This window comes from Haematomicrobium sanguinis DSM 21259 (genome assembly GCF_000688395.1).
Taxonomy (GTDB): Bacteria; Actinomycetota; Actinomycetes; order Actinomycetales; family Micrococcaceae; genus Haematomicrobium; species Haematomicrobium sanguinis.
Window position 1 is genome coordinate 95,187 of sequence record NZ_JIAG01000007.1, and the last position, 25,644, is coordinate 120,830.

22 protein-coding genes are annotated in these 25,644 nt (G+C 62.4%); 6 read left to right on the plus strand and 16 right to left on the minus strand.

What is annotated here, in order from left to right; genetic code table 11:
• The first annotated feature begins 20 nt into the window (after positions 1 to 20).
• Positions 21 to 1,199: an LLM class flavin-dependent oxidoreductase gene (locus O148_RS15510; RefSeq protein ID WP_084157205.1), complete on the plus strand. Its 1,179-nt coding sequence runs from the start codon at positions 21 to 23 to the stop codon at positions 1,197 to 1,199.
• A complete protein-coding gene (locus O148_RS0107770; RefSeq protein ID WP_026530463.1) occupies positions 1,196 to 1,666 on the plus strand; it encodes a MarR family winged helix-turn-helix transcriptional regulator in 471 nt (156 codons plus the stop codon). Before O148_RS15510 ends, O148_RS0107770 begins: the two co-directional genes overlap by 4 nt.
• Here O148_RS0107770 and O148_RS0107775 read toward each other — a convergent pair.
• The 4 genes from O148_RS0107775 to O148_RS0107790 are packed head-to-tail and all read right to left on the minus strand — an operon-like array spanning position 1,628 to position 5,626.
• Complete coding sequence (locus O148_RS0107775) at positions 1,628 to 2,791, minus strand: cysteine desulfurase family protein (RefSeq protein WP_026530464.1); 1,164 nt, start codon at positions 2,789 to 2,791, stop codon at positions 1,628 to 1,630. The two genes, O148_RS0107770 and O148_RS0107775, sit on opposite strands and share 39 nt — an antisense overlap.
• Positions 2,788 to 3,690, minus strand: a complete 903-nt coding sequence (gene nadC / locus O148_RS0107780) for a carboxylating nicotinate-nucleotide diphosphorylase (protein WP_026530465.1) — start codon at positions 3,688 to 3,690, stop codon at positions 2,788 to 2,790. The genes O148_RS0107775 and nadC overlap by 4 nt, the downstream gene beginning before the upstream one ends.
• Positions 3,687 to 4,967, minus strand: a complete 1,281-nt coding sequence (gene nadA / locus O148_RS0107785) for a quinolinate synthase NadA (protein WP_026530466.1) — start codon at positions 4,965 to 4,967, stop codon at positions 3,687 to 3,689. Before nadA ends, nadC begins: the two co-directional genes overlap by 4 nt.
• On the minus strand, positions 4,964 to 5,626 hold the full coding sequence (locus tag O148_RS0107790; protein ID WP_240470827.1) for an NUDIX hydrolase: 663 nt from the start codon (positions 5,624 to 5,626) through the stop codon (positions 4,964 to 4,966). The genes nadA and O148_RS0107790 overlap by 4 nt, the downstream gene beginning before the upstream one ends.
• Before the next feature lie 367 nt (positions 5,627 to 5,993).
• Between O148_RS0107790 and O148_RS0107795 the strand changes: the two genes are divergently transcribed.
• Both O148_RS0107795 and O148_RS0107800 read left to right on the plus strand, forming a co-directional pair.
• Positions 5,994 to 7,334: an amino acid permease gene (locus O148_RS0107795; RefSeq protein ID WP_051619989.1), complete on the plus strand. Its 1,341-nt coding sequence runs from the start codon at positions 5,994 to 5,996 to the stop codon at positions 7,332 to 7,334.
• The gene (locus O148_RS0107800; protein ID WP_051619990.1) at positions 7,327 to 8,040 is read left to right on the plus strand and encodes an alpha/beta fold hydrolase; all 714 of its coding nucleotides are present in this window, start codon (positions 7,327 to 7,329) and stop codon (positions 8,038 to 8,040) included. The genes O148_RS0107795 and O148_RS0107800 overlap by 8 nt, the downstream gene beginning before the upstream one ends.
• Here O148_RS0107800 and O148_RS0107805 read toward each other — a convergent pair.
• The 9 genes from O148_RS0107805 to modA all read right to left on the minus strand — a co-directional run bounded on the left by O148_RS0107805 (position 8,037) and on the right by modA (position 17,061).
• Entirely contained in the window at positions 8,037 to 9,275 is a 1,239-nt protein-coding gene (locus O148_RS0107805) for a molybdopterin molybdotransferase MoeA (protein ID WP_035745429.1), read from the minus strand. The genes O148_RS0107800 and O148_RS0107805 overlap by 4 nt on opposite strands.
• A 71-nt stretch (positions 9,276 to 9,346) precedes the next feature.
• Complete coding sequence (locus O148_RS0107810) at positions 9,347 to 10,105, minus strand: iron ABC transporter ATP-binding protein (protein ID WP_026530470.1); 759 nt, start codon at positions 10,103 to 10,105, stop codon at positions 9,347 to 9,349.
• Positions 10,102 to 11,145 (minus strand): iron chelate uptake ABC transporter family permease subunit, encoded by a 1,044-nt coding sequence (locus O148_RS0107815; RefSeq protein WP_026530471.1) that lies wholly within the window; start codon positions 11,143 to 11,145, stop codon positions 10,102 to 10,104. The genes O148_RS0107810 and O148_RS0107815 overlap by 4 nt, the downstream gene beginning before the upstream one ends.
• Positions 11,146 to 12,096, minus strand: a complete 951-nt coding sequence (locus tag O148_RS15515; RefSeq protein WP_035745431.1) for an ABC transporter permease — start codon at positions 12,094 to 12,096, stop codon at positions 11,146 to 11,148.
• A gap of 66 nt (positions 12,097 to 12,162) precedes the next feature.
• Entirely contained in the window at positions 12,163 to 13,143 is a 981-nt protein-coding gene (locus tag O148_RS0107825) for a siderophore ABC transporter substrate-binding protein (RefSeq protein WP_035745433.1), read from the minus strand.
• Positions 13,144 to 13,246: 103 nt separating this feature from the next.
• Positions 13,247 to 14,311: a GTP 3',8-cyclase MoaA gene (gene moaA / locus O148_RS0107830; protein ID WP_026530473.1), complete on the minus strand. Its 1,065-nt coding sequence runs from the start codon at positions 14,309 to 14,311 to the stop codon at positions 13,247 to 13,249.
• Between the two features lie 15 nt (positions 14,312 to 14,326).
• Positions 14,327 to 15,418 carry a sulfate/molybdate ABC transporter ATP-binding protein gene (locus O148_RS0107835; protein ID WP_026530474.1) on the minus strand — a complete coding sequence of 364 codons (1,092 nt, stop codon included), beginning with the start codon at positions 15,416 to 15,418 and terminating at the stop codon, positions 14,327 to 14,329.
• Positions 15,415 to 16,215: an ABC transporter permease gene (locus O148_RS0107840; protein ID WP_240470828.1), complete on the minus strand. Its 801-nt coding sequence runs from the start codon at positions 16,213 to 16,215 to the stop codon at positions 15,415 to 15,417. The genes O148_RS0107835 and O148_RS0107840 overlap by 4 nt, the downstream gene beginning before the upstream one ends.
• Before the next feature lie 42 nt (positions 16,216 to 16,257).
• On the minus strand, positions 16,258 to 17,061 hold the full coding sequence (gene modA, locus O148_RS0107845; protein ID WP_084157207.1) for a molybdate ABC transporter substrate-binding protein: 804 nt from the start codon (positions 17,059 to 17,061) through the stop codon (positions 16,258 to 16,260).
• A gap of 82 nt (positions 17,062 to 17,143) precedes the next feature.
• Here modA and O148_RS15520 point away from each other — a divergent pair, with 82 nt between their 5' ends.
• Entirely contained in the window at positions 17,144 to 18,580 is a 1,437-nt protein-coding gene (locus tag O148_RS15520) for an NCS2 family permease (RefSeq protein ID WP_051619991.1), read from the plus strand.
• A 3-nt stretch (positions 18,581 to 18,583) separates the two neighbouring features.
• Here the strand turns inward: O148_RS15520 and O148_RS15525 are convergent, their stop codons facing one another.
• On the minus strand, positions 18,584 to 19,801 hold the full coding sequence (locus O148_RS15525; protein WP_035745437.1) for an MFS transporter: 1,218 nt from the start codon (positions 19,799 to 19,801) through the stop codon (positions 18,584 to 18,586).
• A 204-nt stretch (positions 19,802 to 20,005) separates the two neighbouring features.
• Between O148_RS15525 and O148_RS0107860 the strand changes: the two genes are divergently transcribed.
• On the plus strand, positions 20,006 to 21,436 hold the full coding sequence (locus O148_RS0107860; protein WP_026530477.1) for a DUF2130 domain-containing protein: 1,431 nt from the start codon (positions 20,006 to 20,008) through the stop codon (positions 21,434 to 21,436).
• 301 nt (positions 21,437 to 21,737) lie between these two features.
• Here the strand turns inward: O148_RS0107860 and O148_RS0107865 are convergent, their stop codons facing one another.
• Positions 21,738 to 24,188 (minus strand): HNH endonuclease signature motif containing protein, encoded by a 2,451-nt coding sequence (locus tag O148_RS0107865; protein ID WP_026530478.1) that lies wholly within the window; start codon positions 24,186 to 24,188, stop codon positions 21,738 to 21,740.
• 335 nt (positions 24,189 to 24,523) lie between these two features.
• Positions 24,524 to 25,576: an MIP/aquaporin family protein gene (locus tag O148_RS15530; protein WP_051619992.1), complete on the minus strand. Its 1,053-nt coding sequence runs from the start codon at positions 25,574 to 25,576 to the stop codon at positions 24,524 to 24,526.
• Positions 25,577 to 25,644: the final 68 nt, after the last annotated feature.

Below are 25,644 nucleotides of genomic sequence, written 5' to 3' on the forward strand. Positions count from 1 at the left end.
GGGTTCTCGAGGAGGACATCATGCAGTTTGGAATTTTCACCGTCGGCGACGTCACGGTGGATCCCACCAACGGAATTGAGCCGAGCGAACACGAACGCATCAAGGCGATGGTGGCTATCGCGAAGAAGGCCGAAGAGGTCGGCATGGACGTCTTCGCCACCGGCGAGCACCATAACCGCCCGTTTGTGCCCAGTTCCCCGACGACCATGCTCGGCTACATTGCCGCGCAAACGGAGAAGCTCATTCTCTCCACGTCCACTACCCTGATCACCACCAATGATCCGGTCAAGATCGCCGAAGACTTTGCCATGCTTCAACACTTGGCAGACGGGCGTGTGGATCTCATCCTGGGCCGCGGCAATACCGCTCCTGTGTACCCGTGGTTCGGCAAGAACATCCAGGATTCGCTGGAACTCACCATTGAAAACTATTCGTTGCTTCGCCGTTTGTGGACCGAGGATGTTGTCAGCTGGGAAGGCAAGTTCCGCACCCCGCTGCATAACTTCACCTCGACGCCGCGGCCGCTGGATGATGTGCCGCCGTTCGTGTGGCACGGCAGCATCCGTACCCCGCAGGTCGCCGAGTTGGCCGCGTACTTTGGCGACGGCTACTTTGCCAACAACATTTTCTGGCCCAAGGAACACTACATGCAGTTGATTCGGCTGTTCCGCGAGCGCTGGGAACACTACGGCCACGGTGCGGCCGAAACTGCGATCGTGGGCCTGGGCGGGCAGATCTTTATGAATAAGAACTCCCAAGAGGCCATCCGCCAGTTCCGCCCGTACTTCGATAATGCTCCGGTGTACGGCCACGGACCCTCGCTGGAAGATTTCATGGACCAAACCCCGCTGAGCGTGGGCAGCCCGCAGCAGATTATCGAAAAGACGCTGACCTTCCGCGAGTACTTTGGCGACTACCAGCGCCAATTGTTCTTAATGGATCACGCAGGTTTGCCCTTGAAGACCGTTCTTGAGCAATTGGATCTCTTCGGTGAAGAGGTGCTACCGGTGTTGAAGAAGGAATTGGCCGAGCGCACCCCTGCCGGGATCCCCGAGACCCCGACACATGAAAGCATGCTCGCCGACAAACGGGCCCGAGAGTCATCCGGAAACACCGAAAGCTCGACGAGTTCGGAGCAAACCAATGCCTATGAAACCGACATTGCCGCTCCCGCCGAGGAAGTCTCTCACCGCTCATGACGCAACATCGCAAGGTGAGCTTGCGGCAAAGCGCCGCAACCTGGGAGGCGCTATTTCGCTCCCAGGTTGCGGTGATGCGCCGACTGCAGGCAGGCCAAGAATTCGCCGATATTTCCTTGCGCGAGTATGACGTGCTTTTCAATATTTCCCGTTGCCCGGGCGGCAAAACCCGGTTGAACTCGCTGAATGAAGTATTGCTCATTTCCCAACCCAGCCTCAGCCGCATGATTGACCGCCTGCAGGCCCGCGGCCTCGTAGAGCGCCATACGGCCCCCGACGATCAGCGCGGCGTCCTTGTCTCGCTGACCGAAGCGGGGCGCCAGGCACAGCAACGCATCGGAAAAGAACACGTGCGCCATATCCACGAATTACTGGGGTCTACGCTCAGCGAGGCGGAAATGTTGGAACTGCAACGGATCACCGAGAAACTACGCGCGAATCTCCCCGATAAGCCGCGCCATCGTTGACACCGCGTCGCGTGCTGCCCGGGTCATGGCGGCCTCGCTCACGGTGGAATCTATGGTGAACCGCAACGCCGTCTGGGCGCTCTCCGCCGAATAGCCCATGGCTAAGAGGACCGCGGACGGGTCGCTTCGTCCCGCGGCGCAAGCGGAACCGGACGAGGCGAGAACGCCCGCGCGCTCGAGTTCGATGAGCGCGCTCTCCCCCGACACGAGCGCGTTCACAAAGGAGGCGTGACCTGGTAACCGTTGCGTGCGATGCCCGGTCACCTCCATTCCCGGCACACCCGCGGTCAGCGCCTCGATCAGGTAATCGCGGAACCTGCTCAGCCGGGCGGCGTGCTCTTCCCGGTGTTCGCCTGCCCGCGCCAGGGCCAACCCCAACGCGACCGCGAAGGCCACGTTTTCGGTTCCCGAGCGCACACCGCGCTCTTGACCGCCGCCATGGATGAGCGGCTCAATTCTTACGCCGGCCCGGGACACCAAAGCGCCGATGCCCTTAGGCGCACCGACCTTGTGCCCGGAAATGCTGAGGGAGTCAGCGCCCACGGCATCTAGATCGATGTCCATGACGCCAGCGGCCTGAACCGCATCCACATGAAAGTGCGCCCCCACCGCTCGACACAGCACGGACATCGCCACGGTGTCTTGCACTGTCCCAACCTCGTTATTCGCCAAACCCACCGCGCACACCGCTGTGTGTTCATCGAGCAGGAGAGAAAGCGCCGCCAGATCAATAACGCCAGCCCGGTCCACCGGAACCCTACGGACCTCGATGCCGTGGAACCGCTCCAGATAGCGCGCCGCTTCAACAATCGAGGAGTGCTCGGTGGCACCCACTAGCACATTGAGAGTCTCGCCCGTCCTCCCCCGCTCTAACCACCGTGGAAGCGTCACTCCTTTGAGCGCCAGGTTGTTCGCTTCGGTCCCGCCGCTCGTGAATAACACCGGATGCTGCCCACCGGTTGCGCCTGCCACCATGTCGCGACCATATTCCAGCGCCCGGCGAGCGCTCTGCCCCAGTTCGTGCACGCTGGACGGGTTGCCAAAATCGTGGCGAAGCAGCGGTGCCACGAATTCTAAAACCTCGAGATCTACCTCGCGTGTCGCGGCGGCATCAAGGTAAATCATGGGCTCGGAGTCGTTGGCGTGGACGTGACAAAGTCGAGGCCAAGGTCGACTGCCGGTGCGCTGTGGGTCAAAGCGCCAACGGATATCACTTCGGCTCCCGCAGCGGCGTAATCCGCTATGGTTTCTGCGGTAATGTTGCCGCTCACCTCTACGTGGGCCCGGTCACCGATGTGAGCCGCAGCAGCGCGCACGTCGGCAGCGGCGAAATTATCTAACATGATGGTGTTTGCGCCCGCGTTGAGGGCAAAATCGATGAGTTCGGGGCGATCCACCTCTATTTCCAGGTGAAGAGTATGCCCTGCCGCACGGCGCCGTGAGCGCACCTCGGCGGCCGCCGCATCCAGGTCCACCGACCCGTTTCGCGTGAATTCGGCAAGGAGCGGTTCCAGGTGATTGTCCTTGAGCATGATCGCGTCGGAGAGGCTGAATCGATGGTTGAATCCGCCACCGCAACGAACCGCATATTTTTCGAGCAACCGCAGTCCGGGCGTGGTCTTGCGTGTGTCCACCACGCGAGCACCCGTCCCAGCAACCAGGGCGACCAGCCGCGCTGTCGTCGAGGACACGGCGCACATGCGCTGCACGAGGTTCAACGCCACACGTTCATTCCCGAGGATCGCCCTGCTCGAACCGGAAACTTCCGCCAGCACGTCCCCTGCGGCGAAGGCGTCACCGTCTTGCACTCGCAGCTGCACCCGCACCGCCTCCTCGGCGCCCCACCGCATGGCGCGCTCAAAGACCGACGCCCCGGCCATCACACCGGGTTCGCGCGCCCGCAAGAGGGCCTGCGATTCGCTTGACTCAGGGATGAACGCGGCGGAGCTGACATCTCCCCAAGGTTTATCTTCCCGCATTGCAATAGCAATGACGGCGTCGACGGCGGCGGCATCCAAGATCATTTGGGCACCGCCTGCAACATCCGTTCGAGAGCCACCGCCGCGTCTGACGCTACCCCCTCGCTCACAGAGATCTGATTGACCACGCGTCCGGAGACCAGTTCTTCAAGAACCCAGGCAAGATAACCGGGATGGATCCGGTACATCGTGGAACAGGGACAAATGACCGGGTCCAGACAAAAGATGGTGTGCTCGGGGTGCTGGGCTGCCAAGCGATTCACCATATTGATTTCGGTGCCGATGGCAAAAGTCTGCCCCGCCGGGGCTTCGCGAACCGCCCTGAGAATGTAATCCGTGGATCCATACTCGTCGGCCGAATCCACCACCGGCATGGGACATTCCGGGTGCACAATGACACGCACGCCGGGAAACTCGGTGCGCGCCTTCTCGATCTGTTGTACCGTAAATCGGCGGTGCACAGAACAGAATCCGTGCCACAGGATAACTCTTGATCGCGCCAGAGCATCCCGGGTGTTGCCGCCCAACGGCAGCCGCGGATTCCAGGTCGGCATCTCATCCAGTGCCACACCCATCGCCTTGGCCGTGTTCCGCCCCAAGTGCTGATCCGGGAAGAACAACACTCGGCGACCACGTTCAAACGCCCACTCCAGCACCGCCGAAGCGTTCGAGGAGGTGCACACAATCCCCCCGTTCCGGCCGCAAAAGGCCTTGAGCGCCGCCGAGGAATTCATGTACGTGACCGGAATGACCGGCTGAAAGCCGGCCTCGCATGCCTCGCCGGCGAATACCTCCGTCAATTCCGCCCAGCATGACTGCACGTCCGGGACGTTGGCCATGTCTGCCATGGAGCACCCGGCGGCCAGATTCGGCAGGATAACTTTTTGATCCGTGCCCGAGAGGATATCCGCGGTTTCGGCCATAAAATGCACGCCGCAGAACACGATCGCTTGCGCATCGCTGCGCTCCTTCGCGGCACGCGCCAGCTGAAAGGAATCCCCGACAAAATCGGCAAACTGCACAATTTCATCGCGCTGATAAAAGTGCCCCAGAATCACGACCCGCGACCCCAGCCGGGCCTTCGCTCGTGCGATCCGCTCCGCCAACTCCGCCTCGCTCGCCTCGGCATACGTAGCGGGCAACCCTCCCTGAATTGGCGATCCCGGCGGCACCGTATCCGCTTGCGAGGCCCCTGGACCGTACCCGGCACCCCCTACCTGCCACGGACGTAACGTTAAGTCAGGAGCGCACCGCGACTCGGCCGAACCGCCGAGCCGCTCGGAAATCGACAGTTCCACACGCGTGGTGAGCGGATTCGTCATTGTTCATCCTTGAGATATCGGTAGAGTCTGGCAGGACGGTGCGCCCCGGATCTCACAAAATCCTCGGTCGCCGCGATGCGTTGTTCGCGCTTGAGCCGACGCCGGAAATTTCCCGGGTCAACGCGCTGTCCAAGCACCGCCTCATACACTTCGTGCACCTGCGACAGCGTAAAAGTGGGCCCCAAAAACCGGTACGCAATGTCCGCGTACGCCACTTTGGTGCGAAGCCGCGCGAGCGCATACTCCACAATCGCATTGTGATCAAAAGCAAGCTCGCCCACCGTGTCGGCGTCAAACCACTTCACATTCTCGTCATCACTCACGGTCCGCGCGCTCGGCGGCACTAGCGCCCAATACACGATGGACACCGTGCGCTCCTGGGGTGAGCGGGCAAGGTCGCCAAAGGTGTAGAGCTGTTCCAGGTACGACGGCGATACCCCGGTCATTGCCACGAGGTTGCCTTCCGCAGCGCTCACCAAGGATTCTTCGGGGCCGAGCGGGCCGCCGGGAAGCGCCCACTGGCCCTTGAAGGGTGGGCGGATTCGGCGCACCAGCGGAAGGACTAGCCGCGGACTGTTCTCCGCCCAGTCGATCGTGAAAATGACGGTGGACACCGCGACGCGCGGCGGCGCAAGACGCCGCTCGGCGACATTTGCCATCGACCCCGTTATCGCTGGAGCTCCACGCATCATGCTGACCACGCCACCAACTTAGCACTTAATGTCACTTAGACAATAACTTGTTGCGGCTATCCCACGAGCCGCAGCGCACCCCGCGAGACCTGCACACTCGAAATCGACTGTGCAGATAATGCGCACTTTCACGGCGTGTCGCGTGCGTGTTTTGCACAGTCGATTTTGGGAGGGGAAATTGGGAGGCGATTTTGAGAGGGAGTGAGATACGGCATAGGCTCGATGAGGATTTTTACACCCCCAAAGATCAAGGAATAGCGCTTTGTCCGTGGATAAGACAACGACGTCGCCCGCGGCTGGAAAAACCCCAGCAACCGGTGCCCTCAAACACTCAATGAACACCCGCCAACTGGTCATGATGAGCCTGGGCAGCGCCATCGGCACCGGCCTTTTCGTCGGCACCGGCGCCGGTGTCGCGGCGGCTGGCCCCGCCGTTCTGCTCTCCTTCCTCATCGCCGGAACCGTCGTCATCATTGTGATGTGGGCGCTCGGCGAAATGGCCGCCGCCAACCCCAATTCCGGCGCATTCTCGGTGTACGCGGAAAAGGCGATGGGCCCGGTCGCCGGAGCGACCCTCGGGTGGCTGTGGTGGATTCAGCTCGTCGTCGTGATCGCCGCGGAGGCGACAGCCAGCGCCGCGATCATTATCGGCCTGTGGGCGGACGGGCCGCCGCAATGGCTGCTCGCCTTTGTCTTCCTGGTCATCTTCACCGGCATTAACCTGCTTGGGGTCGGCAAATTCGGCGAGTTCGAATTCTGGTTTGCCACCCTCAAGGTGCTTGCCATCATTGCGTTTTTGGTTGTGGGCATCATGATGCTGGTCGGCATCCTCTCCCCCGGACACGAGGTCGGGTTCGCGATGATTGAGGCGAACGGCGGATTCCTACCCAACGGGCTCGGCGGCGTCGCGGCCGGGCTGCTCGTGGTGATCTTCGCCTTTGGCGGCACCGAAATCGTGACGATCGCGGCCGCCGAAACCGAGGACCCGAGCCGGAACGTCGCCCGCGCGGTGAAGGCCGTGCTCTGGCGCATCCTGGTGTTCTACATCGGTTCGGTCACCGTCATGATCTTGGTGTTGCCCTGGAATGACCCCAACATGGGCACGAGCCCCTTCGTCTCGGTCCTTTCGGCGGCGAACATCCCGGGTGCCGACGTCATCATGGCCATCATCATTGTGATTGCTTTGCTCTCCGCGCTCAGCGCCAACCTGTATGGCGCAAGCCGCATGGTGTTTTCCTTGAGCAACCGCCGTCTAGCGCCAAGGGTTCTCTCCACCACAACCAAGAACGGGGTACCCCGCGCGGCGGTCCTCGCCTCCGTCGCCTTCGGCTTCATCACGGTGGTGCTCAATTACCTCTACCCGGAAACGATTCTGAACGCGCTGCTGAACGTGGTGGGCGCAACCTGCCTCATGGTGTGGGGTTTCGCCCTGGTCTCACAGCTCATCTTGCGTCGCCGCGCGGAGCGGGAGGGCACCGCGCTACCGCTCACGATGCCCGGTTTCCCGTTCGTGACCGGATTCGGGCTCGTGTTACTGCTGGGCATCTTTGTCCTCGGCTTCTTGAACGAGGCAACCCGCTCGCAACTGCTCCAGGTGTTCGCCCTGGTGGCCGGGATCGCGATCGTTTTTGCCATTGTTTTTGCGGTGCGAAAGAACGCCAGCAGCCGTGACTGATCTGCATGTGGAACTGGCCGGCCCCCACGGCGCTCAGGCTGCGGGCCGGCCGGTTCTCTTCATCCACGGTTTTGCCTCGCGTAGCGACCTGAATTGGAAACAGAGCGGCTGGGTCTCCTTCTTCACCCGTGCCTCTCGCCCGGTGATCCTGGTGGATCTGCCCGGCCACGGCCAGAGCACGAGCCTCGTCCCGGCACCCGGTTCCGCAACAGATCCGTATCTGCCCCGCAATATTGTGCGCGCGCTTGACCTGGCGGCGCGCACCGCCGGAATTACCGCCGAGAACCAGATGGACGTGATCGGCTATTCGCTGGGCGCCCGGCTCGCCTGGGACCTCCTGGTCGCCCAGCCGGAACTGGTGCACCGCGCGGTCCTCGGCGGGGCCCCAACCAGGGACCACCTTGCCGAATCAGAGCTCGCCGCCATACTGAACTCCCCGTTCAACGCCGACGCCAACAGGGAACGCATGCTCGCCCTGGCCGCCGCCGCGTCCCGAGAGCCGTTCCACCCCTTTGATCCGGCCACGCCCAAACCCGAGCAGCCGATTGCCTTCATTTCCGGCGCCGACGATGCGCTCTCCGAGCCGGGCAGGCTAGCCGCGCTCGCCCCGCAGTTCGAGTATTCGCTCATCGAGGGCCGCGACCACGTCAGCGTGCTCACCTCGCGGCTCTTCAAGGAGCAATCGCTCGCGTTCTTGGATCGCTAAAGCTCCCACACTTCCACCAGATCGCCCGCGTCCAGGTGGTCCACCTCCTGGGGAATGTGCACCAGGAGCGAGGCTCGCGAATAGGCGTGCAAGAGGTGCGAACTCGCGCCCCCCACCATGCGCACGTGCGAGTACTCGTCAAACTCGCCGCGCCGCACCTGGTGTTTCCCCGGGACCGAATCGAGTCCCTCGGCAAGGCGCACCTGGCGGCTCACCCGCCACGGCGAACGTCCCGCCCACTCGCGCAGCACCGGCCGCACAAACATTTCAAAGGAGATGAGCGCACTCACCGGGTTCCCCGGAAAGGCGACGAGCGGCACGCTGCGCGAACCCGCCTGCACCATCCCGTGCCCCTGCGGCCCCCCGGGCTGCATTCCGATGTGCTCAAACGCGGCCTCACCTAAGGTTTGGCGCACCACTTCAAAGGCACCCGCGCTAATCCCGCCCGCGCTCAACACAAGATCGATCCCGGTTTGCGAGCCCAACGCCGCGCGCAGCGCCTCGGGATCATCGGCCACCCGAACCGCTCTGGCCTCGGCCCCGCACTCGCGCACCGCCGCGAGCAACATTGCGGTATTGGCATCAAAAATCTGTCCGGGCTCTAACTCGCCGCCGGTCTCGCCCGCCAGTTCGCTGCCGGTGGCAACCACTAAGACCGAAGCACGACGGCGTACCGGCACCTCGAGCACGCCGCTCGCCGCGAGCGCACCCAACCTGGGCGGGGTGAGTAGGGTGCCAGCCTCGATGAGCACCTCGCCTTGGGCGATGTCGCTGCCCGCCTTGCGCACAAAGGTACCGGGGGCGCTCGGTGCGCTAAAGCGCACGAGGTGAGCATCGCCGTCGTTCATCTCCTCGCTGTGAAAGCGGGGCGGATCCGCGCGTTCAATCGGGACGACGGTATCGGCGTCCGCCGGGAGCGGCGCGCCGGTCATAATGGGCGCGGCGAGCCCGGGCAAGAGTTCGGTCGGCGCCGAACCGGCCGCGATCATGGGCGCCACGGGGAGTTCTACCGGGGAGTCGGTCGTGGCGGCGGCCAGGTCGGCCGAGTACACCGCGTACCCGTCCATTTGCGAGTTGGTGAAAATCGGCAGGTCCCGTTCGGCGATGAGGGTTTCGGCAATCACCCGGCCGACGACCTCCGGCGCATCGATCCGCACCGCCTCTGCCCCTAGGCCCTGTCCGACAGGCGCCAACAGTTCGGCGATGAGGTGTCGATATTCTGCAACGGTTTTCATGTGCTCTCCCGGCCTCGATGCTCCCAAGAACACTTTAAGTCGATCAAGCGTGCCAGTGGAGGCGGCGCGCCCTAACGGTAGTAGACGGCCAGCGGGCCATGCGGGCCCGGGAGCACGGTGACCGGGGTGTGGAAGATCTCGCTCAAGATGTCCTCGCGCATGAGTTCGCCGGGGCTGCCCTCGTGTACGACCTTCCCTTCGCCGAGCGCGACAATGTGGTCGGCGTAGGCGGAGGCGAAGTTGATGTCATGCAGGACGATCACGAAGGTTTTGCCGAGGGTGTCGCAGGCGTGGCGCAGCCGTTGCATCATTTGCACGCTGTGTTGCATGTCGAGATTGTTTAGCGGCTCGTCCAGGAGCACGTAGTCGGTGTCTTGGGCGAGCACCATCGCCACGTAGGCGCGTTGGCGTTGGCCGCCGGAGAGTTGGTCGACGAATCGATCTTGAAGCGCGGTCAAATCCAGTAGCTCGAGTGCACTGTCGATGTGTTGGTGGTCGGTGGGCTTCAGGCGTCCCTGGGAGTGCGGGAAGCGGCCGAAGCCGACGAGTTCGCGGACGCTCAGGCGGGTCACAAAGTGGTTCTCTTGGCGCAGGATGGAGAGCACTGTGGCCATCTTTTTGGATGGCGTGTCACTCACGTCGTGGCCGCCGACGCTCACGGTACCCGAGTCTTGGGCGAGCAGGCGCCCGGCAATGGTGAGCATGGTGGATTTTCCGGCACCGTTGGGACCGACCAGCGCGGTAATGCCGCCGGAGGGGATGCGCAGGTTGACCGGTCCGAGGACCGTGGTCTTCTGGTAGTCCTTGGTGACCTCCCGTACCTCAATCATTGTTTGGCCTTTCGTAGCACGTAGAACAGGAAGAAACCGCCGCCGATGAGCTCGATGATGATGGTGACGGCGCCTTCGGCATAGAAGATATTGCGCATCACAAAGTACGCGCCGAGCAGCATCACGAAAGCTAGGAGGAACGCGACCGGCAGGATGCGCCGGTGTTGATGGGAGCCGGTCACTTGGTAGGCCAGGGTTGCCACCAGGAATCCGAGGAAGGTCATTGGGCCAACCAGGCTGGTGGTGACGGACATGAGCACCGAGACGGCGAGGAGTGCCAGGATGGTTTGGCGCCGGTGATTGAGCCCCAAATTGATGGCGGCGTCCCGGCCAAGGGCCATGACGTCATAGCGGGGAGATTGCGTCCAGAGGTAGGCGCCCACGAGCACGCAGACGCCGATGGCGATGGGTAGGTAGGCGGCATTTGAATTGGAGATGCTGCCAAAGAGCCGGGCGGAGAGAATGTCGAATTCGCTGGGGGTCAGGAGCCGCTGCATAAACGTGGAGAGCGAGGCGAGACCGCCGCCGATGATGATACCGACCAGCAGCATGATGTGCATATTGGCGAACTTTCCGGACAGCAGCCACCCGTAAAGCAGCGCCGCAAAACCGACCATGAGGAGCGACTGGATCGCGATTTGCGGGACCTTGCCCATGGAGGCGAGGGCGCTCGCGCCCAGGAAAAATACGGTCGCGGTCTGGAAGGTCACGTACAGCGCCTCAAACCCCATGATGGATGGGGTGATGATGCGGTTGTTCGCGATGGTTTGGAACACGACGGTGGAGAGCGAATGGCACAGGGCCACCACAGCGATCGTGACCAACACCTCCACCCGCATGCCGGCAATGAGGTAGAAGCCGCGGGAGCCCACCGGCGCCGGGTTACCCCAGGCGAGGTGCGCAATGATGAGCGCGACGGCCAGTGCTCCGAGGAGGCCTAGCAATATCGGGTAGCGCTTGGCCGAATGGGTGGGTTGCTCGGCTGTGGCCGGGGTGGATATCGATTCCCGGCGCCGCTGATGTCGGGTCAGGAGCGACATTTAGATCACCCTCCGCTGGCGCACCAGGATGAGGACAAAGACGATTGCGCCAACCACACCCAAAATCAGCGAGACGGGCACCTCAAACGGCGCCCTGATGGTGCGGCCGATAATGTCGCACACGGTGAGCGTCGCCACGCCGCCGAGCGCCACCCAGGGCAGGTTTGCCCGCATATTGTCGCCGCGGATCATCGAGACGACGTTGGGAACAATGAGCCCTAGGAACGGGATGGCGCCGACCACGACGGTCGTCACACCTACCGCGAGGGCGACCATCGAGGTGCCGATCAGCAGCACCGCGTGGTAATTGACGCCGGCGTTGGTGGCGATATCTTTGCCGAGTCCGGCGAGGGTGAACCGGTCGGCAACCACGAAAATGCCGACGGTGACAATGAGGACGAGCCAGAGCACTTCGTATTGGCCGCGCAACACCGAGGTGAAACTTCCGGCGAACCAGATACCGATGACCTGAAGAAGATCGGTACCGAGGGCGATCAAGGTGGAGATCGCGCCGACGACGGCGCCAAGCATGATGCCCACGATTGGGACCATGAGCGAGGAGCGCAGAGAAATACGCTGCAACATGGCAAAGAATACGCAGGTGCCGATAAATGCGGCGGCGGTCGCGGCAAGCATCGTGACAATGAGCGGCGCACCCGGGGCGAGGATGAGCATGAGGAGAACCCCGAGCCCGGCCCATTCGGTGGTGCCCGCCGTGGAGGGCTCGACAAAACGGTTCTGGGTCAGCAACTGCATCACCAGGCCGCACATGGCCAGAGTCGCGCCGGTGAGGACCAACCCGATGGCCCGTGGCACGCGGGTAATGAAGAACATGTCGGCATTGGCGCCCTCGGCACCGAAGTCATAGGCGCCGACAAAGAGCGAAGCGACCACGAGCCCGGCGGTGGCAAGCGTACCGAGCAGGAGCGGCCAATGGCGGGTACGGCTCATCCGGCCTCGCCCCGGCCCAGTGGGCGGTGGCGCGGCCGGATGAGCTTCAGCCTTTTTCAGCACCGTTTATGCGGCGTTGCTGAACGCCGAAGCGATGTCCTGATACAGCCCGGTGTAGGCCTGGATGTCTTCGGTCAGGTAGAACTGCGGATCCAGGTAAATAATCTGGTTGTTCTTAATGGCCGGAACGTCCTTGAGCGCTTCCGAGGTCGTCAGGAGTTCCTTGGCGCCGGCAGAGTTTTCACCGAGGGCGGCGGCGCGGTCCAGCACAATGAGCCAGTCCGGGTTCGCGTTAGCAATGGCTTCGACGCTGATGTCGTCGCCGTGGCTGGAGTCTTGGGCGGTCTGTTCGAGAGCGGGCTTGAGGCCGAGGGCATCGAACACCGGGCCGACGGAGCGACCGCTGCTCGGGGCGGCGTAAGAAATGTCGCCCCCGCTGGTGATGAGACCCATGACGGTGTCGGTGCCGTTGTAGGCGTCCTTTGCCTTGGCAACCGCGTCATCGTAGGAGGCGTTCAGTTCGGTGGCGGCATCCTGCTTGCCGAAAATGTCGCCGAGCGCGGAGATTTGGCGCTTCAGTTCGGAACCGAGGTCCTTGCCGTCGCGCGGCGCGAAGTCCACAATGGCCGCGTCCGGGGCGAGTTCCTTGATCTTCTCGGCTTGCGATTCGAAACGGTAGCCGTTCAAGATCAGGTCGGGTTCTGCCGCGACAAGCGCTTCGAGGTCGGGCGAACGGTGGTTACCGAGGTCCACGACGTTCTGATCGCTGACATAGTTGAGATCTTTGGGCATGATCTTCTTCGGGGCGGCCACCAGTGGCACGTCCCAGGCTTCGAGCGTGCGGAAGATGTGGTTGTCGGTCGCGATGACCTTCTGCGGATCGGCAGGAATCTGCTGGGTGCCGGCGTTGTCGGTGATGCTCACCGTTTTGGCGCTCTCTCCCGTGCTGCCGGCCTCTGCAGAGTTGGTGGCGCCGCAACCGGCCAGCGCGAGCGCGGCGACGGCGAGGCCTGCGGCCAGTGCGTGTCGGCGTTTCAGATTCCCCATGAGCGATGTCTCCTTTTTCTTAGGTAATGCTTACCTAAGATCATCACACCGTTGCTGATTTTTCTAGCCAAGTAGTGCGGATATGGGATTTCTCACACCGGATCTAGCCGCCGATAAAGGACATTTCCACCTTGTTGCCGCGAGCGCGCCGCCCATCTGTGTCCTCACCGCGGTGTAGCGAGTAGGCGTCGGCGCGCACTCCCCAGATTCCGGCGAGCGCTTCTTGAAGCTGTTCATCGGTGTATCCGGAACGCAAAAGCGAACGCAGGTCAGTGCCTTGGGTGGCGAACAGGCACGTGAAAAGCTGGCCGTCGGTCGATATCCGCGCGCGCGAGCAGGTGGAGCAAAAGGCGCCGGTCACACTGGAGATGAACCCGATTTCGTTGCTGCCATCGGCATATCCCCAGCGGGTCGAGGTGGAATCGGGCGACTCCGGTTCGAGAGCCATCAGTCCAAAGCGCGCGTCCAAGAGTTCCACGATTTCCCGAGTGGGCACCACGTCGGTGCGGTCCCACCCGTTCGTTTCGCCCACGTCCATGAACTCGATGAAACGCAACACGTGTCCGCGATCCTTGAAGTACTCGGCCATCGGCACAATTTGATCGAGGTTTCGCGAGCGTTGCACCACCATATTGATCTTGACCGGGCCGAGTCCGGCGTCCTCGGCGGCGGCGATCCCGGCCAAGACCCGGTCCACGCCGAAGTTGACGTCATTCATGTCCCGGAACACCGCGTCATCGAGAGCGTCCATGGACACGGTGACACGGTTGAGCCCGGCGGCCTTGAGCGCTGCGGCCTTGACCTTGAGCGCCGAACCGTTGGTGGTCAGAGCAATATCGAGCGGAACCCCGGCATCATGCCCTACCGCGGCAATGCGCGCCACGAGATCCTCAATGCCTTTGCGTAGTAGCGGTTCCCCGCCGGTCAGGCGCACCTTGCGCACACCCAGGTTCACACTGGCCCGCACGAGCCGTTCAATCTCGGTGAAGGTCAGCATCTCCGAGGTTTCCAAGAACGCATAGTCTCGCCCAAAGATCTCCTTGGGCATGCAGTACACGCACCGGAAGTTGCATCGGTCGGTGACCGAAATGCGCAGGTCATGTAGCGGGCGGCCCCGCCGATCGGAGACCTCGCGGGAGGTGCCAAGCGGCAATGACACTTTTGCCATGTGTTCCTCCCCTGCTTAGCTGACGGGCGAGACCCGTGCGGCGCCCTCGCGAATGCGGACCTGGCAGTCCAGGCCTTCTCTCAAGCTTAAGCGCAGCGCGGCCTCGGCGCCGACCTCGACTTGCAGGCTTTCGCTACCCGCAAAGCGCACCCGCACCCCGTCGCCGGTCGGCTCCAGCGTCGCGACTCGGTGGGTGAGCCCGGCATTCGGTCCAGCTTGCGGGTGCAAGAGGTCCGCGTCGCGCGGTGCGAAGACCAGCCGTACCTGCGTTCCCGGAGCTAATCCGCGAGCATCCCGGGGGTGCAACAGGACGCCTGCCACCGAAGCTTCGACGCCGGGCCAACCGTCACCGGCTAGCGGCCCTTGAACCAGGCACGTACCGGTGAGCGCGGCGGCGAGTGCATTGCGCGGGTGTTCTAGCACTCGCGCCGTCGGCCCCTCATCCACGACGCGCCCCTCGTGGAGCACCAGGCACCGATCGGCGAGCGCAATCGCGTCCAACACATTGTGCGTCACCATCATCGCCGTTATCCCCTGCTCGCGTAGCGTATCGGCAACGAGCGTGCGCATATGGCTCGCCGCCTGCACATCCATGGAGGCAAACGGTTCATCCAGGAGCAGCAGTTGCGGCCGCGCCGCCAGCGCCCGCGCGAGCGCCACACGTTGTTGTTGCCCGCCGGAGAGTTGGTGCGGTTTGCGCCTTTCCACGCTGTGAAGCCCGACGGCGGTCAGTAACCTAGTTGCCTCATCGGCGGCTTGGGCGCGGGGCACGTGATGCGCGCGCGGCCCGAAGGCCACATTGTTGAGCGCGCTCAAGTGCGGGAAGAGGAGCGGGTCCTGGCCGAGGAACCCAACGCGGCGCCGTGCGGTGGGCACATTGCGCACCGGCCGCTCCCCCGCATGCCGTTCGAATACCGGTGTGCCGGCGACGAGGATTCGGCCACGCTCGGGGGTGAGCAGTCCTGCGATGGCCGAGAGCAGCGTCGACTTTCCGGCCCCATTGGCACCGAGAATCGCCAGCCGGTTACCTGCCTCAAGGGTGAGAGCAGCGGCGAGGTCGAAGTCGCCGCGGCGCACCGCCACATCGACAATGGTTGTTTCGCTCATGACGCGTCCCTACTTGTGCCGCTTTTCCACGGTCGTAAGAACACCAGGACCAGGGCCGCCATCGCAATTAATACAATGGCCATCGCGACCGCGCTCCCTTGTGCGTTGGCGGTCCCGTTGAAGGCGGTATAGATGGCGAGCGGCATGGTGCGCGTGATACCGGCGGCGTTTCCGGCAAAGAGCGCGGTGGCGCCGAATTCGCCGAGCGCCCGGGCGAAGCTGAGCACCGTTCCCGAGAGCAGCCCCGGCCCCAAGAGCGGCACAGTGATCCGCCACCAGGTGCGCCACCGTCCTGCGCCCAGGGTTGCGGCGACCGCTTCATAGCGTTGTCCGGCGGTTCTGGCTGCGCCTTCGATGGAGAGAACCAGAAATGGCAGGGCCACAAAAGTTTGGGCAATGATCACCGCAAGAGTGGTGAAGGGAATCTGAATCCCCCAGGGTGCGATGAGCGAGCCAATCAGGCCCGTTCGCCCGAGGAGGAAGAGCAGGGCCATACCGCCGACGAGCGGCGGTAAAACCAGCGGGAGTGTTGTCGCGACGCGCAGCACCGAGGAGAGTGTGGAGGTTGATCGGGCGAGGACGAGTGCCAACGGCACACCCAAAATGAGGCACAGCGCCGTGGCGGCGGCCGAGGTGCGCAGCGACAGTCCCAAGGCTTCGAGGGTTTCCGGCGCGCTCAAGGCGGCCGGAAAGTCGGCCCAATCCGCGCGAATCAAGAGCGCTGCTATCGGCAGGACGAGGAGCGCCAGGCCCACCAGCGCAAGGGCGTAGAGGATGCGGGGCAGTTTGATGGTCACAGGATAAATGTGGTGAATGGGCTCGGCAGGTCGGTCACCGGTTTAGGGCGCCTTGAACCCGTAGCGGGCGAGCACGTCTTGTCCCTGAGCGGAGAGCAGATAGTCGATAAAGGCTTGTGCTCCCTTGGGGTTGTTCGAATCGACAATTTTCGCAATGTAGTAGTCGTTGGCGAACTGGTCCGCGTTGGGGACGCTCACCCCGCTGACGGCGTCCCCGGCCGCGTTGACGTCGGTCACGTAGACGAGTCCGGCATCGGCCTCCCCCGTTGACACTTTCGTGAGCACGGCCTTCACGTTTTGTTCTTCGCTGACCGGATTGACCTCGACCCGATTGGCGTCTAACAGTTTTGTGCTGGCCGCCCCGCAGGGCACCTCCGGTGCGCACAGCACGGTCTTGACCCCGGGTTTGGTGAGGTCCGCAAGCGAGGCGATGCCCTGCGGATTATCTTTGGCGACCACAATGCTGAGGATGTTTCGGGCAAAAACGCGAGCATCGCCGTCGTTCTTCCCGGCATCGATGACCTTGTCCATGTTGGCCATGTCGGCGGAGGCGAAGACGTCAAGCGGGGCGCCGGAATTGATCTGTGTGGCGAGCGTGGCCGAGCCGTCATAGCTGATCGGCGCGATGGCGTACTGCGGATTTTGGGTGTTGAAGGCTTCGGCGATTTCGTTGAACGATTCGGTGAGCGAGGCGGCGGCGTAGATGGTGATCTCCTTCGGGGCCGCCTGGGTGCTTGCGGGGGTGGGCGAGGAACACGCGGACAGGACACCGATCGCGATGATAGCGGTACCGGCTCGGAGGATTCGGGTTGCGGCGCGCGGGAAACCATGGCTCAGCAGGGGCATACTTGGCACTCTATCCCCTTAAGCTAGGTATGAACTAGCGCACCTTTTCAGCAATTTTTATCCCCCACTTGAACGAGGCACCATGTCATCACGCACCGCAACCGGCTTTCTGGACCGCTTTTTTGAGATCACCGCGCGAGGATCCACCGTGGCCCAGGAATTGCGCGGCGGGCTCGTCGCTTTTGTGGCCATGGCCTACATTGTGGTGCTGAACCCGCTGATTCTCGGCGGTTCGGCCGATGTGGAAGGCAATACGCTGAATTTCGCGCAGGTGAGCGCGGTGACCGGGTTGACCGCCGGTTTCGTGACAATCCTGTTTGGGCTGGTGGCCCGGCTGCCGTTCGGTCTCGCGGCCGGGCTCGGCATGAACTCCTTCCTGGCGGTCGCCGTGGTGAAGGAGGTGTCCTGGCCGGAAGCGATGGGGCTCGTGGTGATCAACGGCTTGATCATTGTGGTCCTCGGTGCATCGGGCGCGCGGACGGCGATTTTTAATGCGGTGCCGGCCGAGCTCAAGGCCGCGATCACCGTGGGCATTGGGCTGTTCATTGCGTTTATCGGGTTTGTGAACTCCGGGTTCGTGACCCGCACACCGGCCGGGCCGCCCGTGCAATTGGGCATCAACGGGTCGATTACCAGCCTGCCCACGGTGGTGTTCATTTTTGCGCTGCTGCTGATTGGAATTTTGGTTGCAAAACGCGTGCCGGGCGGCATTTTGATCGGCATGATTGTTGCGACGATTGTGGCGAGCATTGTGCAGGCTTTTGCGCATTTGGGGACGGTTGGTAACCCGGAGAACCCGGATCCCAACGGTTGGAATCTGAACGCGCCGGTGTTGCCGGAACAGATTTTGGCGCTGCCCGATTTCGGGCTGATTGGACAGTTTGATCTGTTCGGGGCGTTTGGGCGCATTGGGGCGCTGGCCGCAATCATGCTGATTTTCACGCTGGTGTTTACGAACTTTTTTGACGCAATGGGGACGATGACCGGGCTCGCCCGGAATGCGAAGCTGTCCAATGCCGATGGCACGTTCCCACGGATTCGGGCGGCGTTTGTCATCGAGGGTGTGGGGGCCGTGGCCGGTGGGGCGACGTCCTCGTCATCGAATACCGTGTTTGTGGATTCCGCGGCGGGCATTGCCGAGGGCGCGCGGACCGGGTTGGCTGCGTGCGTGACCGGGACGCTGTTTCTCGCGTCCATGTTTTTGGCACCGATCGTGGGGATTATCCCGATGGAGGTCGGAGCCGCCGCGCTGGTGGTGGTCGGCTCCATGATGGTGGCGCAGATTCGGGATGTGGACTTCACTCAGTTCACCGTGTCGCTGCCGGTATTTTTGACCGTGGTGACGATGCCGCTGACCTACTCGATCGCCAACGGTATTGGCGTCGGTTTTATCTCCTGGGCGATTCTGAATACCGCGGTGCGCGGGGGCAAGAAGGTGCACTGGCTGCTGTGGGTAGTCTCGGTCGGGTTTGTGCTCTACTTTGTGCGCGGGCCGATCACCGCGATGTTTGGCGGGTAATGCTTAGATCTTGTGTCGGCTCGCCGGGATGGCCCAGGCGCTGATCGCCGCGAAGATCACCATCGCGACCGAGGCGGCCGCGCTGACCCAAAACGCTGCCGAGGCACCGCTCGATTCGGCCAATGCCCCGGCAATGCTAGAGCCGAGCGCGCTTCCGGCCACAATACCGCTTGCAAGCAACGTCATGACCGTGCCGAGGCGGGAGGCCGGGGCGACCAGGGAGCCGACGCTGAAGATGGTGACCATGGTCGGACCGACAAAGAGACCGACTAGCATGAGCGTTGCGATCATGACCGGCATGGTTGTGGGCAGATGAAGCAGGCTCGTGGTGGCGAGCATCGCGGCAGCGCAGCTGAGCCACCGGGCGGCAATGGAAAATCGGGGCGACCAGAGGGCCACGGACAGGGCCGTGACCGCGGAGGTGAGGCCCATGCAGGAATAAAGCAGGCCGCCGAGGCTGGAGTTGCCGTTCTCCCCCGCGAACGCGGTAACTGCGGTGGAGGTTGCACCAAAAAAGGTTCCCATGGCGATCATGCCGAGGACCGGGATTGCGACCTGGGCCCAAATGGATGCGCTGATTTTTGGTGCCGGGATGTCGCGAGACGTGATCACGACCTCGTTGACGGTGGGGTGGAACGCGAAGGCCAGCACCATGGTCACGGCTAATGCGGCCGCAATGGCAAGCGGGAGCCACGGGGCGATCAGGCTCGCGAAGAGCCCGACGAGCGCGGGCCCCAAGACAAAGGTGATTTCATCCGCGGTGCTTTCGTAGCTGAGGGCGGCCGAGAGCTGGGCCGCTTTGGGGCCCTTGGACATCGCCATCCACCGCACGCGCGCCATGGATGAGGCTTGGGGCGCGCTAAATCCGACCAGGGCGGAAAGCACGAGGGTCCAGGTGCTGACGGCCGGGGTGAAATCTGGGGCGCTCGCCACGACCAGGATGAGAGCGGTAATGGCGGCGGCGTTAGCCAAGGCGGTGACGATGAGGACCGGTTTTTGGCCGATGCGATCGGCAATGTAGCCAGAGATGGGTGCGCCGATCGCCGAGCCGATGCCGACGGCACCGGCGGCGAGGCCACCGAGGGCGTAGTTGTTTGACTGGGCGGTGACGAAAGTGAGCGCGCCGATCGTGTGCATGGCGATCGGTAGCCGGGCAAGGAGCCCGATCCAGAAGAATGACGGGCCCGCGATGCGGAAAAGACGTGCATAGGTTGAGATCATGTGTGTACCCAAAAAGCGTGTGTGCCGTCCCTCCGCCCGACACACTGAACCCATGTACTAGGGCTCTAGTTTACCGTGCTCTTGCGGTAGCCACGGCACGTTGGCCTGTTAGGACGGCCACACGAAAACTCAATGTCGGTGACATGTGATTGAGTCGAGATGTCAGAATTATTCGGGACCGCACCGCTCGGAAAGGAAGGGCACATGCACGAAGTAATCTGCCCGCACTGCCACACCGCATTCACGATCAACGAGGATCAGTATGCGGACATCGCCAAGCAAGTACGCGACGCGGAGTTTGAATCCACGTTGCATGAGCGGCTTGCCCAGGCGGCCAAGGAGAAAGACGCCGCGCTGGCCCTGGCCGAAACTCGCGCTCAAGGCGCCTTGGATAAGGCGCTTTCGGAGAAGGAGAATGAGCTCGATCGCCTTCGCCAGCAGATTGAGAGCGCGGACGAGTCGAGGAAGCACGCCGTCAATGAGGCGAAGTCTGCGCTCGAGCGCGAACGCGATGAACTCAAAAATGCGTTGAAGCGCCAAGAACAGGAGCGCGCGGCTGCCGAAGAGTTGGCGCGTGAACGCGCTGTCCACGAACTGGCGAAGGCGCATGCGCAGTCCGAAGCGACGATCAAGGACCTGCGTTCTCAATTGGAGTCGGCCCAAATTCAGCAGAAACTGGCCGTCTCGGAGGCGGTGAACAGCGTCGAAAAGGAGCGCGACGAGTTCAAGGTCGCGCTGGAGCGCGCGCGGCTCGAGGCCGAACTGGAAACCAAGGCTCTGGGCGAACTGCATTCAACCCAGCTCAAGGATCGCGACGACATGATCGAGCGTCTCAAGGATATGAAGGCGCGGCTGTCCACAAAAATGCTGGGCGAAACGCTGGAGCAACACTGCGAAATCGAGTTCAATCGCATGCGCGCGGGCCTGTTCCCGAACGCCTATTTCGAGAAAGATAATGACGCCTCCAGCGGCAGCAAGGGCGACTATATTTTCCGCGATCTGGATGAGTCCGGCGTCGAAATCACCTCAATCATGTTTGAGATGAAGAACGAGTCCGACACCACGGCCACCAAGCACAAGAATGAGGACTTTTTCAAGGAACTGGATAAGGACCGCCGCGAAAAGGGGTGCGAGTACGCGATCCTAGTGACCTTGTTGGAGGCCGAGAACGAGCTCTACAATTCGGGGATCGTTGACGTGTCATATCGGTATCCCAAAATGTATGTGGTCCGGCCGCAGTTCTTTGTGCCGATTATTACGCTATTGCGCAACGCCGCGACCAACTCTTTGCCCTACAAGCGTGAGCTGGCAGAGATTCGTACCCAGAATGTCGACGTGACGAATTTCGAGGATCACCTGGCGAAGTTCAAGTCGGGTTTTGCGCGCAATTTTGACCTTGCTTCCCGACAGTTCCATGACGCGATCGGAGAGATCGATAAGTCGATCGCCCAGATGCAAAAGGTCAAGGAATCCCTGCTCAGTTCGGAGCGCAACCTTCGACTCGCGAACGACAAGGCCCAAGACGTCACCATTAAGAAGCTGACCCGCGGCAACCCCACGATGAAAAAGAAGTTCGAGGAAGCCCGCGAGCAAGCTGCACAGTCGAGTGACCTTTTCGGCGACCTGACGGAATAACTCCCCCAGTCGGGCTATGAGAGTGGCCCAATGAGTTAGTGCCGGATTCGCATATTTCGTTGACGTTCGACGGCGTGTTCCCGGCTTGGCTCCGCGTTGTCGCCTTTATTCGTGGTGCTTACCCGTAACTCTGTGCTGGCTTCGTGCTAACTCTGTGCTGGCTCTAGCTCGTTGGTGCGCGTCGCGACGAGCGCTGGACCGATGAACGCCAGAAGAATGTATTGGACACCAGATGCTTCTGCGAATGGAGCGGGTGAGGAGAGTGTGGTTTCGAAGGGGCCCGCTTAGAACGGGGCCTGGTTTAGAAGGGTGCGCCTGACCAGTTGGTGGCGGTGTTTTCGTGGGGAAGGGTGGCCCAGGGGTCACGACTGGCGTTGGCCGTGGTCTGGTTGCCCGTGTCGGGTTCCGATTCAGGGCCGGATGTGGTGCTGGTTCCGGTGCCGGTTCCTGTTCCGGTGGGTTCGGCGATGTAGGTGTTGCCCAGCGGTGAGGTCCATTGGACCGTGTTGGTTTCGGGGTCCAGCACTTCCGCTTGCCAGCCGTGGTGGGTTTTCAGGTTGTGGTGTTTACGACACAACAACTGCAAATTCTCCGGGTTCGTTTCGCCGCCGGCATCCCATTCGTGGATGTGGTCTGCGTCGGTACGACGAGCGTTCACACCGCACCCGGGGAACTGGCAGGTATCCGAGCGCAGTTGCAGGAATTCACGCAACTGGGTGTCTACCCGGTAACTTGAGCGGCCCAACGCGAGCGGCCTACCCGTGTTGGGGTCGGTGAATATGCGGTACAGGGTGTGTGCGGTTCCGGCGAGTTCCCGGACCGCGTCGGCGGGGATGGGACCGTACCCGGAGAGCATCGCATCCTGCTCATCCAACCCCGCCAACGACGTGGCCGGGATCGTCACAAAGATTTTCGCCTCACCGCGCAACCCCGACCGCGACCCCGAGGCAGTTTCCGGTTCCGGGCTGGCGTCCGGGTGCGCCGACGCGCCCCCAGGAGTCGCGGGGTGGTCGTGGATGACACCGTCGGGGTCGACCCAGTAACAGTCCTCACGCCCCCAGTCGTTGCCAGGTGCCGAACCGTTTCCCGAATCGGGCCCACGTGTCCCCTGAGACCTATCGTCAGGCGCAGCTGTCCCCTCGAATCCGGTTGCGGCCCTGCCGTCGGGCGTAGTGGTCCCGTCGGAACCGGCTGTAAACGTGGCACCGGGCTGTCGGGTGGTGTTGAACAAGTTATGGATGGACTCGAACGACAACCCCACATCCGGCGCGTCCCCACGCGAACCCGCATCCCCGGGTGCACTCTCGGCCCACGAACGCGAGGCAGGGTTCTCGGACTGGCCGGAAGTGGTTCCCGGCGTGCTCGTCCCGTCAGCCGCGGCTGTGTCAGGCACGGCCGTTCCGCTGGTGGGCGCACTCGTCCGCTCAGTCCCGCCAGTGGAGCCAGTGCTCTGGCTCGCGTGTGGGCCCGCGCCACTGGTCCCCGCTGGGTTGGGTGGGGTGTTCGGGTACGACTGGTTGTAGTTATGGGTGATCAGGTCGGTGAAGACGTCGGCGATCAATTGTTTCAACGTACGAGTGTCCTGCTCGCCTCTGGCAGTGATCGCGAAATCCGTGAGGGTGTTCATGAACCGGTGCGCCGCTATCGCCGGCAACAACCCCGAGATAGAGCACATGCCGTTCGACTCATTCGAGATCGACACGTACCGGTGCTTCATCTCCCGCCGCTCCCGCACCGCCAGCGGCTCAGCGTGCAACCGGTTCCGCGTCACCTCCGCGAACTTCGCCACATCATTCGCAGAGCGCACCGGGTATTGGCCGGTCACATCATATTTCGCCGGGAACATGAACTCATGCACCCGTTCGTCATAACTGGCAGCTTGCTCATCGGTCAGCCCCACACAATGCTTCACCACGGTTTTCACCAACCGGCTGTTCAACATTCCTGTGATGAATCGGGCCTCGAGTTTCGGCAGCCGGGACAAGGTCGCGGTATCGATCAGCATCCCGGTCGTTACGAACTCGCTCCGACCCCACAACAACGCCAACTCACTACCCAGACCCCACAGCGCTTCATCCATCGCCTTGACGCTGACACCACACCACACCTTGGGGAACCCGACCTCACTGTCGGCCACATCATGACTGCTAAAACCCGGGAAAAACGCCGAACCCCGCGCGAACCCAGTACCAGTACTGGATGCCGAACCGGCACTCGTGCTCGACGAGTCAGCGCCGGTGCTCGAGTTAGCAGTGCTGGAGGAATCAGTGCCCGTGGAGTTAGTGCCGTTGGGGTTGGCCGCGGACGGGCCCGTAGCCGCGCGAGAGTTCGCGTTGGTAGGTGGAGTGACGGTGAACGCATCCTGGTGTTTCCCTCGGCCGCTACCGTTGCCGCGCTTGCCACCGTGCCCGCCTTTGCCGCGTGCGATCTTTTCATCCAAGGGCAGATCCAAGAGTCGTTCTTGCTCCTCCGCCTCCACGCTCAACGCGACACCCGCAACCAGATGCATCGCCGCCTCTACCTGCACCTGAGCACGCTCCAACAACTTCACAGCACCCAAAGCCTCGCGCTTGAACGCATCCGGGGTGTGCGCGTCACTGGCCGCGGCCAACGCGGATGGTGATGCCGGAACGGTGGGCTCCGCCCCGAGAGGATTCCGAAGATCCTGCTGAAACTCGTCCATGAGCTTTTCCATGCCACAGGCGAGCCGGGTGACCGCACTGGTGCGGACCCCGAGCTCTGTCTGTGCCATAGGAAACGTCATAACACCACGCTATAACCCGGCACCGACATTGAGCACCCGAAAAACCCCAAATGTGGATAACTTCGGAAAATTCTTTAAAGTTTTTCCCTGTGGAGGAGCATCCACCCCCGGCAACCACCACACGCCCCATGAGGATCGAGGCACGCTGCGTGAAACTTGCCCCGGAATCCTGCGTTCAGGCCCTGAATGTACGGGCCGCGAAACTCAATGTCAGACCCAGCTGCTAATCTCGAAAAAGCTCCACAGCACAATCAGAAAACCGGGCAATAATCACCCGGCCACACCATCATGCCGTGAATAAAATGATAATTCTCGAAAGTTACTTACTTCTTATCGAAGAAATCTTGAACTTCATCTCGCTCGCCGCTCGTTTTTGACGGCTTGGATTTCTTGGCCGCAGCGCCCTCTTCAGCGACAACCTCGTCAGTGACCACCTCTTCGGTGACCACCTTAGTGTCGCCGCGGCGCCCCACGGTAATGTCCTCGGCAATCACTTCGGCCCCCGCAGCCTTGCCCTCCGCGCCCACGGCAGCACCCCCGGTAGCACGCCCGGCAGCACCCACAGTAGCTTCCTCAGCATCAGCATCATCCTCGTCCCGCTCCGCAGACCGCTGATTCCGCGCCACCGCGGCACTCAAATCCAACGCCCGGAACAGCAACCCGGCAATGAGCGCCCCGACCAGCGGCGCCACCCAGAACAGCCACAGTTGCGCCACGGCCCAGTCCAGCCCGAACAGTGCCACCGCCGTCGACCGCGCGGGGTTCAGTCCGCCCTGATCAAGCGGCAACAAGAACGCCAGCAGCGCCAAGTAACTCAAACCAACACCGAGCGGCAACGCATTGCCCACGCGCTTGCGCTGCCCAATCCCCAAGTACACCGCAACAAGAATCGCCGTCGCCACCACTTCAATCAGCAGCACACTGGTCAGCGGGAACTGCGCCGGCGAGTTCTGGTCAAAACCATTCCCCGAGTTCCGGATGATCCCGGACACATCCTGCAACTGCGGGTGAGACATAAACGCAAAGAACAGCACCGCCACACCTGCAACGCCACCGGCGACCTGCGCCACAATATAGGCGGGAACGTCCTTGAGCGGCATCCGTCCGGACACCCCTACACCCAGCGTCACAGCCGGATTCAGGTGCCCGCCGGAAATCGGCGCAAACACGAACATCGCACCCACCAGCGCAAACCCGAACGCGGCGGCGCGCAGCAACGGCGACTCGGACGGGTTCGCCAACACCCCGTACCCCACGCCCACCAAAACAACCATGAACGTCCCGAAAAACTCCGCACCGAGCCGCGGGAGCAACCGATGCGTGACATACGGCTTCCCCACACTCAACCCGGTCTTCGATTCCGACTTCACGCTCATCCTTGATTCCTCTCTCCGTGCGCATTTTCGCTGCGCATTTTCCGTGCGCATTTTCGCTGCGCAAATTC

What these genes read in the sequence shown, in the direction of transcription:
- O148_RS15515 (WP_035745431.1), bottom strand. Translation starts at nt 12,096, where the DNA reads ATGAGCCGTACCCGCCATTGGCCGCTCCTGCTCGGTACGCTTGCCACC.
- O148_RS0107825 (WP_035745433.1), bottom strand. Translation starts at nt 13,143, where the DNA reads ATGGGGAATCTGAAACGCCGACACGCACTGGCCGCAGGCCTCGCCGTC.
- O148_RS0107815 (WP_026530471.1), bottom strand. Translation starts at nt 11,145, where the DNA reads ATGTCGCTCCTGACCCGACATCAGCGGCGCCGGGAATCGATATCCACC.
- O148_RS15530 (WP_051619992.1), bottom strand. Translation starts at nt 25,576, where the DNA reads ATGAGCGTGAAGTCGGAATCGAAGACCGGGTTGAGTGTGGGGAAGCCG.
- O148_RS0107790 (WP_240470827.1), bottom strand. Translation starts at nt 5,626, where the DNA reads ATGGCAAATGTCGCCGAGCGGCGTCTTGCGCCGCCGCGCGTCGCGGTG.
- O148_RS15525 (WP_035745437.1), bottom strand. Translation starts at nt 19,801, where the DNA reads ATGATCTCAACCTATGCACGTCTTTTCCGCATCGCGGGCCCGTCATTC.
- O148_RS0107810 (WP_026530470.1), bottom strand. Translation starts at nt 10,105, where the DNA reads ATGATTGAGGTACGGGAGGTCACCAAGGACTACCAGAAGACCACGGTC.
- O148_RS0107865 (WP_026530478.1), bottom strand. Translation starts at nt 24,188, where the DNA reads ATGGCACAGACAGAGCTCGGGGTCCGCACCAGTGCGGTCACCCGGCTC.
- nadA (WP_026530466.1), bottom strand. Translation starts at nt 4,967, where the DNA reads ATGACGAATCCGCTCACCACGCGTGTGGAACTGTCGATTTCCGAGCGG.
- nadC (WP_026530465.1), bottom strand. Translation starts at nt 3,690, where the DNA reads ATGATCTTGGATGCCGCCGCCGTCGACGCCGTCATTGCTATTGCAATG.
- O148_RS15510 (WP_084157205.1), top strand. Translation starts at nt 21, where the DNA reads ATGCAGTTTGGAATTTTCACCGTCGGCGACGTCACGGTGGATCCCACC.
- O148_RS0107860 (WP_026530477.1), top strand. Translation starts at nt 20,006, where the DNA reads ATGCACGAAGTAATCTGCCCGCACTGCCACACCGCATTCACGATCAAC.
- O148_RS0107835 (WP_026530474.1), bottom strand. Translation starts at nt 15,418, where the DNA reads ATGAGCGAAACAACCATTGTCGATGTGGCGGTGCGCCGCGGCGACTTC.
- moaA (WP_026530473.1), bottom strand. Translation starts at nt 14,311, where the DNA reads ATGGCAAAAGTGTCATTGCCGCTTGGCACCTCCCGCGAGGTCTCCGAT.
- O148_RS0107805 (WP_035745429.1), bottom strand. Translation starts at nt 9,275, where the DNA reads ATGAAAACCGTTGCAGAATATCGACACCTCATCGCCGAACTGTTGGCG.
- modA (WP_084157207.1), bottom strand. Translation starts at nt 17,061, where the DNA reads ATGCCCCTGCTGAGCCATGGTTTCCCGCGCGCCGCAACCCGAATCCTC.
- O148_RS0107770 (WP_026530463.1), top strand. Translation starts at nt 1,196, where the DNA reads ATGACGCAACATCGCAAGGTGAGCTTGCGGCAAAGCGCCGCAACCTGG.
- O148_RS15520 (WP_051619991.1), top strand. Translation starts at nt 17,144, where the DNA reads ATGTCATCACGCACCGCAACCGGCTTTCTGGACCGCTTTTTTGAGATC.
- O148_RS0107775 (WP_026530464.1), bottom strand. Translation starts at nt 2,791, where the DNA reads ATGATTTACCTTGATGCCGCCGCGACACGCGAGGTAGATCTCGAGGTT.
- O148_RS0107795 (WP_051619989.1), top strand. Translation starts at nt 5,994, where the DNA reads ATGAACACCCGCCAACTGGTCATGATGAGCCTGGGCAGCGCCATCGGC.